General features: G+C 67.8%; 7 protein-coding genes and 1 pseudogene. 6 read left to right on the forward strand and 2 right to left on the reverse strand.

Annotated elements, in window-relative coordinates:
* Positions 1-1,711 (forward strand): putative bifunctional diguanylate cyclase/phosphodiesterase (locus tag AC27IQ_RS15240; RefSeq protein WP_487089957.1); only part of this gene is annotated, 1,711 nt, incomplete at its 5' end.
* Between the two features lie 37 nt (positions 1,712-1,748).
* On the opposite strand, the gene AC27IQ_RS15245 is transcribed toward AC27IQ_RS15240, so the two are convergent.
* Both AC27IQ_RS15245 and AC27IQ_RS15250 read right to left on the reverse strand, forming a co-directional pair.
* Positions 1,749-2,726, reverse strand: a complete 978-nt coding sequence (locus AC27IQ_RS15245) for a hypothetical protein (protein ID WP_487089958.1) — start codon at positions 2,724-2,726, stop codon at positions 1,749-1,751.
* 288 nt (positions 2,727-3,014) lie between these two features.
* Positions 3,015-3,680, reverse strand: coding sequence for a c-type cytochrome (locus AC27IQ_RS15250; RefSeq protein WP_272565067.1), 666 nt, complete (start codon positions 3,678-3,680; stop codon positions 3,015-3,017).
* A gap of 104 nt (positions 3,681-3,784) precedes the next feature.
* Here AC27IQ_RS15250 and AC27IQ_RS15255 point away from each other — a divergent pair, with 104 nt between their 5' ends.
* The 5 genes and pseudogenes from AC27IQ_RS15255 to AC27IQ_RS15275 all read left to right on the forward strand — a co-directional run.
* Positions 3,785-4,639, forward strand: a complete 855-nt coding sequence (locus tag AC27IQ_RS15255) for an AAA family ATPase (RefSeq protein WP_284393300.1) — start codon at positions 3,785-3,787, stop codon at positions 4,637-4,639.
* A 10-nt stretch (positions 4,640-4,649) separates the two neighbouring features.
* Positions 4,650-4,880 carry a hypothetical protein gene (locus tag AC27IQ_RS15260; RefSeq protein ID WP_284393299.1) on the forward strand — a complete coding sequence of 77 codons (231 nt, stop codon included), beginning with the start codon at positions 4,650-4,652 and terminating at the stop codon, positions 4,878-4,880.
* A gap of 8 nt (positions 4,881-4,888) precedes the next feature.
* Positions 4,889-5,492 (forward strand): annotated as a pseudogene (locus AC27IQ_RS15265) (GNAT family N-acetyltransferase).
* 28 nt (positions 5,493-5,520) lie between these two features.
* Positions 5,521-6,708: a vWA domain-containing protein gene (locus AC27IQ_RS15270; RefSeq protein WP_487089959.1), complete on the forward strand. Its 1,188-nt coding sequence runs from the start codon at positions 5,521-5,523 to the stop codon at positions 6,706-6,708.
* Between the two features lie 98 nt (positions 6,709-6,806).
* Positions 6,807-8,676, forward strand: a 1,870-nt coding sequence (locus AC27IQ_RS15275) for an autotransporter assembly complex protein TamA (RefSeq protein ID WP_487089960.1), incomplete at its 3' end; no start/stop codon positions are given.

The following is an 8,676-nucleotide window of genomic DNA, read 5'->3' on the forward strand; positions in this document are numbered from 1 at the left end:
GGCCGGAGCGCCAGCGCGCCCCATCCGCGCCGCCGCCGCCGCCCTGCCCCACGCCCGCTCCGATGCGGGCATCGACTTTCAGTTCGCGCACAACGGCGAACGCTACTTCGCCCGCGTGACCCCGTTCACGCAGCAGCCCGGCATCGACTGGCGCATCGTCGTGCTGCTCCCAGAGTCCGACCTGCTGGGCGACACGCGCGTCATCAGCCGCCGTTCCATTCTGGCGGCGAGCGGCATTGCCCTGCTCGGGCTGCTGCTGGGGCTGTGGGCGGTGCAGCGCGTGGCGCGCCCCATCCTGCTCACGGCCGATGCCGCCAACCGCCTGTCGCGCGGCGACTGGGAACCGGGTCTGCTGCCGCACACCAGCGCGCTGCGCGAGACCACGACGCTCATCCAGGCCTTCAACCAGATGGCCGACCGGCTGCGCCAGTCCTTCCAGCAGATGCGCGAGCAGTTGCTGAGCGACCCCCTCACCCGCCTGCTCACCCGGCGCGGCCTGCTGGAGAAAGCCGACTGGAAATCCCCGCGCTGGGCCGTGCTGAGCCTGGTGGGGCTGGATGCGTTTCGCGCCATCAACGACAGCGTGGGCTTCGGCACCGGCGACCGGCTGATGCAGGCCATCGCGGAGCGCATGCGCCAGCACCTGCCAGCCACCGTGCTGATGGCGCGGCTGGGCGGCGACGAATTCGCGCTGCTGCACCTGGACGGGCACGCGGTGGCGGAAGACACCATCGGCAAGGCCGTGCTGGGCCTGTTCTCCACCCCGTTTTCCGTGGGAGCGGACGAGGTCATGCTCAATGCCTCGGTGGGCGTGGTCGCGGGCTCGCTGGCGGGCGAGCATCTGGCGGAATGGCTGCGCAACGGCAGCATCGCGCTGGGCGAGGCCAAGCGGCGCGGCCGCAACCAGTGCGTGGTGTTCGAGCCCTGCATGGTCGAGCAGTCGATGGAGCGCACGCGGCTCGCCATCGAACTGCGCCAGGCGCTGGAAAAAGGCCAGTTCCTCGTGCACTACCAGCCCGTGATCGACCTGGCCAGCGGGCGCGTCACAGGGGCGGAAGCCCTGGTGCGCTGGAACAGCCCCACGCGCGGGCTGGTGCCGCCCGGCACGTTCATTCCCATCGCCGAGGAATCCGACCTCATCCTGGCCTTGGGCGACTGGGTGCTGCGCGCGGCCACGCAGGCCATCGCGGACCAGTTGCCCCGTCTGCCGGAGGGATTCGACATCCATGTGAACGTGTCCGCGCGCCAGCTCATCCAGTCGGACTTTCCCGCCACGCTGCAGCAGGTGCTGCGCGACAGCAGACTTCCGCCGGACCACCTCACGCTGGAGCTGACCGAATCGGTGCTGATCGAAGACGACGGCGTGACGCAGGCGCGCCTGGCCGCCATCCGCGCCCTGGGCGTGAAGATCGCCATCGATGATTTCGGTACGGGGTATTCCTCGCTGGCCTACCTGAGCCGGCTGCCGTTCGACTGCCTGAAGATCGACCAGCGCTTCGTGCGCAACCTGCTGCATTCACCCCAGGACGCGGCCATCGTGACCGCCGTGCTGCACATCGCCAAGGGGTTCGGCGTGGCCGTGGTGGCCGAGGGCGTGGAAACCGAGGGTGAGGCCCGCCAATTGCGCGCCATGGGCTGCGCCCAGGCCCAGGGCTACCACTTCGGCCGGCCGGCACCGCTGGAACTCATCGACCTGTCCCCGCGCGAATGAGAACCCCGCAGGGCCCCGGACGGGCCTGCAGCGGTGGCTATGCGTCCGTGCCGCCGAGGCGCGTCAGGGAAACGAGGCCAGCGCTGGACACCTGCAACTCGACCTGCGCGTTCGCAGGGCCGACCGGCGCGGCCATCGTCGCCCCGTCCTGGCCCAGCCGCGCCGACCGCAGGTCATTGGCGGCCAGCACCGCCATCGCCTGCTGAAGGGCCGTGTCGACGATCCGCGCGGCCGCCGCGCCGGTCTCACCCCGGTACTTGGTGCCCTCGACAATGCACCGAACGCCCTCGGACGGCCGGGAAAAGCCGATGCGCCTGCCCATTGCCAGCCAGCTGTGCACCGCCATCCGCACCTCCGCCGGCGCCGTCGGCACCGCACTCAGCACCGGACCATCGAGCGCGCCGAGAAGTGCCGGCAGCAAGGCGTACAGCGCCGCTTGCGCCACCTCGCTGCGTTGTGCCGCGGACGCCTGCGCAAGTTCGGGCAGATGGGCCGCCAGGTGCAAATAGACGCGGTAGTAGTCGGCGAACTCGCGGGGCGTGCGCGCCTGATCCACGCCGAATGTCGCGGCCTCCGACTGCAGCGGCTGCGAGGGCGCGGGCGCGGGCCCGCCAAAGGATCCGCCCGGCAATTCGCACAGCGCCACCCAGTCCATGAAATCGATGCACTGGAACGCCGGGGCCCCCGCCACGCCCAGCGAGGCCAGGAACGCCTGCGCATTGCGCAGGTCCGCGGCGGTGAGCAGCCGATGCTCTTGCAGGACGCGCTGGACCTGCGCGACCACTGCAGGGCTGGCATCGCCGGCTTCGGCAAGCGCCAGGGTGCGAAGGTCGCTCAATCCCAGCGTCATCAGCTTGACCGGGCTGACCGCCAGCCCCAAGCGGGGCAGCAGCGCCATGGGAGACCCGTGCAGGCCTTTCTGCGTGCCATCCAGCAGGGCGGTCTCATCGGGGAAGTGGTAATGGGCCCCGGGCGAAGCGATGGCCCAGTCCAGCCATTGCAGCCCGCCATCCACGAAAGCCAGGGCCAGCCGCCCCGACTCCGACAGGGCAGAGGAATTCTGTATTGGGCGATTGGCGACGGAAATGCTCATGCGTTGGCCTCATGGAGATGCGTTGATGGGATGAAACGAAAGACAGGGCACACCAAAATATAACGCCCCTCCACGCCGATCCGGACCTCCATCGGCCCTGCTGCGCACCCGCCCCATGGCATGGCCTGAGCCATCTTCCAGCCAAAGAAAAACCCGCCAGAAGGCGGGTTGGGATGGACAGCCGCGGGGCGAGCCCCCGGTGCGCGACGGTCAGCGAAAACGCGACTGAGGCACCACCTGCAGCTCGCCGTCGAGCGAACCGATGTAGCCCGCCAGCGCCTTCAGCTCGGCATTCGTGAACTGCTTGGCAATGCCCGCCATGATGGCGTTGGAGCGGCCCAGGTGCGCGTTGTTCGGGTCGGCCTTGTAGGCCTTGAGCGCCACGAACAGATAGTCCGCATGCTGGCCTGAAATCTTGGGATACGACGGATCGATGGGCTTGGCGAAGTTATCGCCGTGGCAGGACACGCACGCGCCCTTTTGCAGCAGCTGCGCCACCTGCACGCTCGGCTCGCGGGTGGGCTTGGCCGGCAGGTTGGCGCCCTCGCGCACCTGGGCCGCGTAGTACGCGGACACATCGGCGATGTCCTGGTCGGTGAGCGAGTCGGCAATGCCGCGCATGGTCGGATGCTTGCGGTCGCCCTTCTTGTAGGCGTTCAGGGCCGAGGCGATGTAGCGCTCGCCCTGCCCCGAAATCATGGGCACCTTGTGCACTTCGGGAAAGCTGGCCTGGTAGCCCGGGATGCCGTGGCAACCGATGCACATGGCGACCTTGCCCTGGCCCGCCTTGGCATCGCCCTTGGTCTCCTGGGCCTGCGAAACCGCGGTCACGCAAGCGACAGCCAGGGCAAATATCGTGGTCAACTTCTTGTTCATTTTGCGCGCACAATCTCGTGGAAGTTTGTCGGTGCTCGGGCAGAAAACGATTATAGCCAGCGCCTTTCCAGGCCTTTTATCAACGATTACCCTATTTACGGCCCATGAAATTCCAAGGCTCACAGAGTTACGTTGCCACCCAGGACCTGATGCTCGCAGTGAATGCGGCCATCACCTTGCAGCGCCCGCTGCTCGTCAAGGGCGAGCCCGGCACCGGCAAGACCATGCTGGCCGAAGAGGTCTCGCGCGAGCTGGGCATGCCGCTCCTGCAGTGGCACATCAAGTCCACCACCAAGGCGCAGCAGGGGCTGTACGAATACGACGCCGTGAGCCGCCTGCGCGACAGCCAACTGGGCGATGCCGACAGCAGCGAGCGCGTGAAGGACATCCGCAACTACATCGTGCAGGGCGTGCTGTGGCAGGCCTTCACCGCGGACCAGCCCGTGGCGCTGCTGATCGACGAGATCGACAAGGCCGACATCGAATTCCCGAACGATCTGCTGCGCGAGATCGACCGCATGGAGTTCTACTGCTACGAGACGCGCGAACTCATCCGCGCCAAGCACCGGCCGCTGGTCTTCATCACGTCCAACAATGAAAAAGAGCTGCCCGACGCGTTCCTGCGCCGCTGCTTCTTCCACTACATCAAGTTCCCCGAAGCCGAGACGATGCGCAAGATCGTCGACGTGCACTTTCCCACGCTCAAGGCCGAACTGCTCGCCGTGGCGATGAAGACCTTCTACGACGTGCGCGGCCTGCCGGGCCTGAAGAAGAAGCCGTCCACCAGCGAACTCATCGACTGGCTCAAGCTGCTCGTGGCCGAAGACATTCCGCTCGAAGCCCTGCAAAGCGCCGACCACAAGGTCGCCGTGCCGCCGCTGGTGGGTGCCCTGCTCAAGAACGAACAGGACGTGGGCCTGTTCGAGAAGCTGGTCTTCATGAACCAGCGCAACCGATGAAGGGCCCGCGATGAGCAGCGCACGCCGCCTGCTGATGGAGGGCCTGTCCGACGCCGTGGGCTTCGTGGGCGGCGCGCTCGCAGGCTACTGGATCGGCCACCTGCTGGGCTTTGACATCTTCACCTCGGGCTACGGCCCGTCCAGCCTGGCGGGCATCGCCCTCGTGGGCCTGGGCGGCGGCTTCGGCCTGCAAGCGGCACGGCGCTGGCGCGCCAGCCGCGCACCCAGCGACAAGGAGTGATTCTTTCCATGGCTTTCGTCGAACCCGTCACCCTGCGCGATCGCGGCATCCGCCTGGAGCCCCTCGCGCTGTCGCATGAAGAGGGCCTGCGCGCCGCGGCCACCGATGGCGCGCTGTGGACGCTGCGCATCACCTCCGTCCCCGAGCCGCAGGACGTGCGCGCCTACATCGAGACCGCCCTGGCCGGCCGCGAGCAAGGCCACCGTTTCGCCTTCGCCGTGGTGCAGGAAGACACCGGCAAAGTGCTGGGCACCAGCAGCTACCACGACATCGTGCCGGCCGTGAAGCGGGTGGAGATCGGCTTCACCTGGTATGCCAAGAGCGTGCAGCGCACGCACGTCAACACCACGTGCAAGCTGCTGCTGCTGGGCCACGCCTTCGACACGCTGGGCTGCCACGCGGTGGGCTGGCGCACCGACAACTACAACTTCGCCTCGCAGCGCGCCATCGAGCGCCTGGGTGCAAAAAAAAGACGGCGTGCTGCGCGGCCACGCGCTGCGCCGCGACGGCACCATCCGCGACACGGTGATGTACAGCATGCGCTCGGGCGAATGGCCGGAAGCCAAAGCCCAGTTGCTATACCTTTTGCAGCAGCATGCCCTAGTGGAATAAGCGCCACAGGGCTAAAAGGCTTCAACCCATGCTGATCGACTTCTTCTACACCCTGCGCGCCGGCCAGTTGCCGGTCTCGGTGAAGGAATACCTCACCCTGCTGGAGGCTTTGCAGGCCGGCGTGGTAGGCCCGAACTCCGAGGACGCCTGGAGCCTGGACGACTTCTACCACCTCGCGCGCACCGTGCTCGTGAAGGACGAGAAGCACTTCGACAAGTTCGACCGGGCCTTCGGCGCCTACTTCCAGGGCGTGGAGATGGTGGCCGACTTCCGCAAGGACATCCCCGCCGACTGGCTGCGCAAGATCCTGGAGCGAGAACTCACGCCCGAGCAGAAGGCCGCCATCGAGAAGATGGGCTGGGACGATCTGATGGAGACGCTCAAGAAGCGCCTGGAAGAGCAGAAGGAGCGCCACGAAGGCGGCAACAAGTGGATCGGCACGGGCGGCACCAGCCCGTTCGGCCACGGCGGCTACAACCCGCAGGGCGTGCGCATCGGCGGCGCCGGCAAGAACAAGAGCGCCGTGAAGGTGTGGGACCAGCGCGCCTACAAGGACTACGACGACACGCAGGAACTGGGCACGCGCAACATCAAGGTGGCGCTGCGGCGGCTGCGCAAGTTCGCTCGCGAAGGGCACGAGATGGAGCTGGATCTGCCGGACACCATCCGCAGCACGGCGGCGAACGCGGGCTACCTGGACATCAAGATGGTTCCCGAGCGCCACAACAACGTGAAGGTGCTGCTGCTCATGGACGTGGGCGGCACCATGGACGAGCACGTGCAGCGCGTGGAAGAGCTCTTTTCCGCGGTGAAGACGGAGTTCAAGCACCTGGAGTTCTATTACTTCCACAACTGCGTGTACGACTTCATGTGGAAGAACAACCGCCGCCGCTTCGCCGAGAAGTTTCCGACCTGGGACATCATCCGCAAGTACAACAAGGACTACAAGCTCATCTTCGTGGGCGATGCCACCATGAGCCCCTACGAGATCCTGCAGCCCGGCGGCAGCGTGGAATACGACAACGAAGAGGCCGGCGCCGAGTGGCTGCAGCGTTTGATCCATGCCTTTCCCCGGTTCGCCTGGATCAACCCCGAGCCCCAGGGCGTGTGGCAGTACCGGCAGAGCATCGGCATCATCCAGCAGATCGTGGGCCAGCGCATGTATCCGCTGTCGCTCAAGGGCCTGGAAGAAACCATGCGGCTGCTGTCCAAGTGACCGCCTGACCGCCGGGACCACCCAGCGCGCGCCGCTGTCTGACAGCGGCGGTGCGTTTTTCAGGCCATAGTGCCCCCAATTGCCGTTGCGCACCCCGGATGCGACGGCCTGGCAGCACCCCCTTCCAGCCCCACCAAGCCCTCTTTTACGTGTCCCTCCCCGCAACGCATTCTTCGAGACGATTTCCGACGCCGGCCTTGTGGCCGGCGTTGCTGCTTTCGAGCCTGGTGGCCCTGCAGGGCTGCAGCCTGCTGCCGGGCGCCAAGGAAGGCACGGTGGACAACAACACCATCCAGTCCGATGCCGGTGCCGGCACCGGGCCCGATGCGTTCTCGCTCGAAGTGCGCGCACCCGATGCCGTGCGCGAATACCTCACGCGGCACATGGAGCTGCAGCGCTTTCGCCAGCTGCCCGACCTGCAGTCGAGCGAGATCACCCGCCTGCTGGGCGCGGCCGAGTCCAACGCGCGAGAGTTGCTCGGCACCCTGGGCTATTTCAGCCCCACGCTCACCATCACGATGCAGGAGACGCCCGGCAGCGCCGGCGCGCCGCGCACCATCACCGTGGAGGTGGAGCCCGGCCCGCAGACCCGCGTGGCCCGCGCCGACATCGATTTCACCGGCGCCGAGGCCGATTCGCCCCAGTTCGCCAACCGACGCGCGCGCGTGCAGCGCAGCTGGTCGCTCGCACCCGGCCAACCCTTCACGCAGGACGCCTGGGACGGCGCCAAATCCCAGGGCCTGCGCCAATTGCAGGCCACCCGCTATCCCACCGCCAGCATCGCCAAAAGCCGCGCGGAAATCGACGCCGACCGCAACGAAGCCCAGCTGGGCGTGACCTACGACCCTGGACCGCCCTACCGCTTCGGCACGCTGCGCGTGCAGGGCGGCGAGCGCTACAGCGCCGACGGTGCGCGCCGCATTGCCCGCCTGCCCACGGGCGCCGACTACAGCGAAGCCCAGTTGCTCGATGCGCAGATGCGGCTGGCCAGCAGCGGCTACTACGACGCCGTGTTCCTCTCGCTGGAAACCGACGGCACCGACCCGCAGGCCGCGCCCGTGGTGGCCCAGGTGCGCGAGGCACCCCTGCAGAAGGTGGTGTTCGGCGTGGGCCTGTCGACCGACAGCGGCCCGCGGCTGAGCGTGGACCACATCCACAACCAGTTGCCCGGCATCGGCTGGCGCGCCGTCAGCAAGGTCTCGGCGGACCGCAAGAACAAGCTGCTGTCCACCGACTGGACCGACCTGCCCGGCGAGGACGGCTGGCGCTGGTTCACCGGCGCGCAGGTGCAGCGCGAGACCACGGGCGACTACGAGGTCAACAGCAGCCGCCTGCGGGGCGGCCGCAGCAAGAGCACCGACCACATCGACCGCAGCTATTTCCTGCAGCACGACACCGCCAAGAGCCAGGGCACGGACGCGCCGCCCTCCAGCGCGGCCATCAGCGCCAACTACGGCTGGACGGGCCGCTACTTCAACAACACCACCAATCCCACGCGGGGCTTCGGCCTGGCCGCGGAGTTGGGCGTGGGCACCACGCTGCGGCCCGAGCGCGACCCGTTCGTGCGGGCCTACCTGCGGTGGCAGTCGTTCTACCCCATGGGCCGCGTGGACATGGGAGAAGGCGTCACCCGCACCAGCCGGCTGGCCCTGCGCGCCGAAGGCGGCGCAGTGCTTGCGCGCCGCGCGGCCGAGATCCCGGTGACCACGCTGTTCCTGACCGGGGGCGACACCACGGTGCGCGGCTACGGCTACCGCGAGATCGGGGCGCGCACCTCCAACGGCCAGCTGTATGGCGGCCGCTACCTGACCGTGGCCAGCGCCGAATGGCAGCGGCCCATCGAGTTCCGCGGCAACCGCACCGATTTCGAAACCGCCATGTTCATCGATGCCGGCGCCGTGGCCGACCGCGCGGGCGACCTGGACCCGCGCGTGGGCGTGGGCGCCGGCCTGCGCTGGCGCAGCCCCG

It is taken from the genome of Acidovorax sp. KPB24-07 (genome assembly GCF_057543315.1).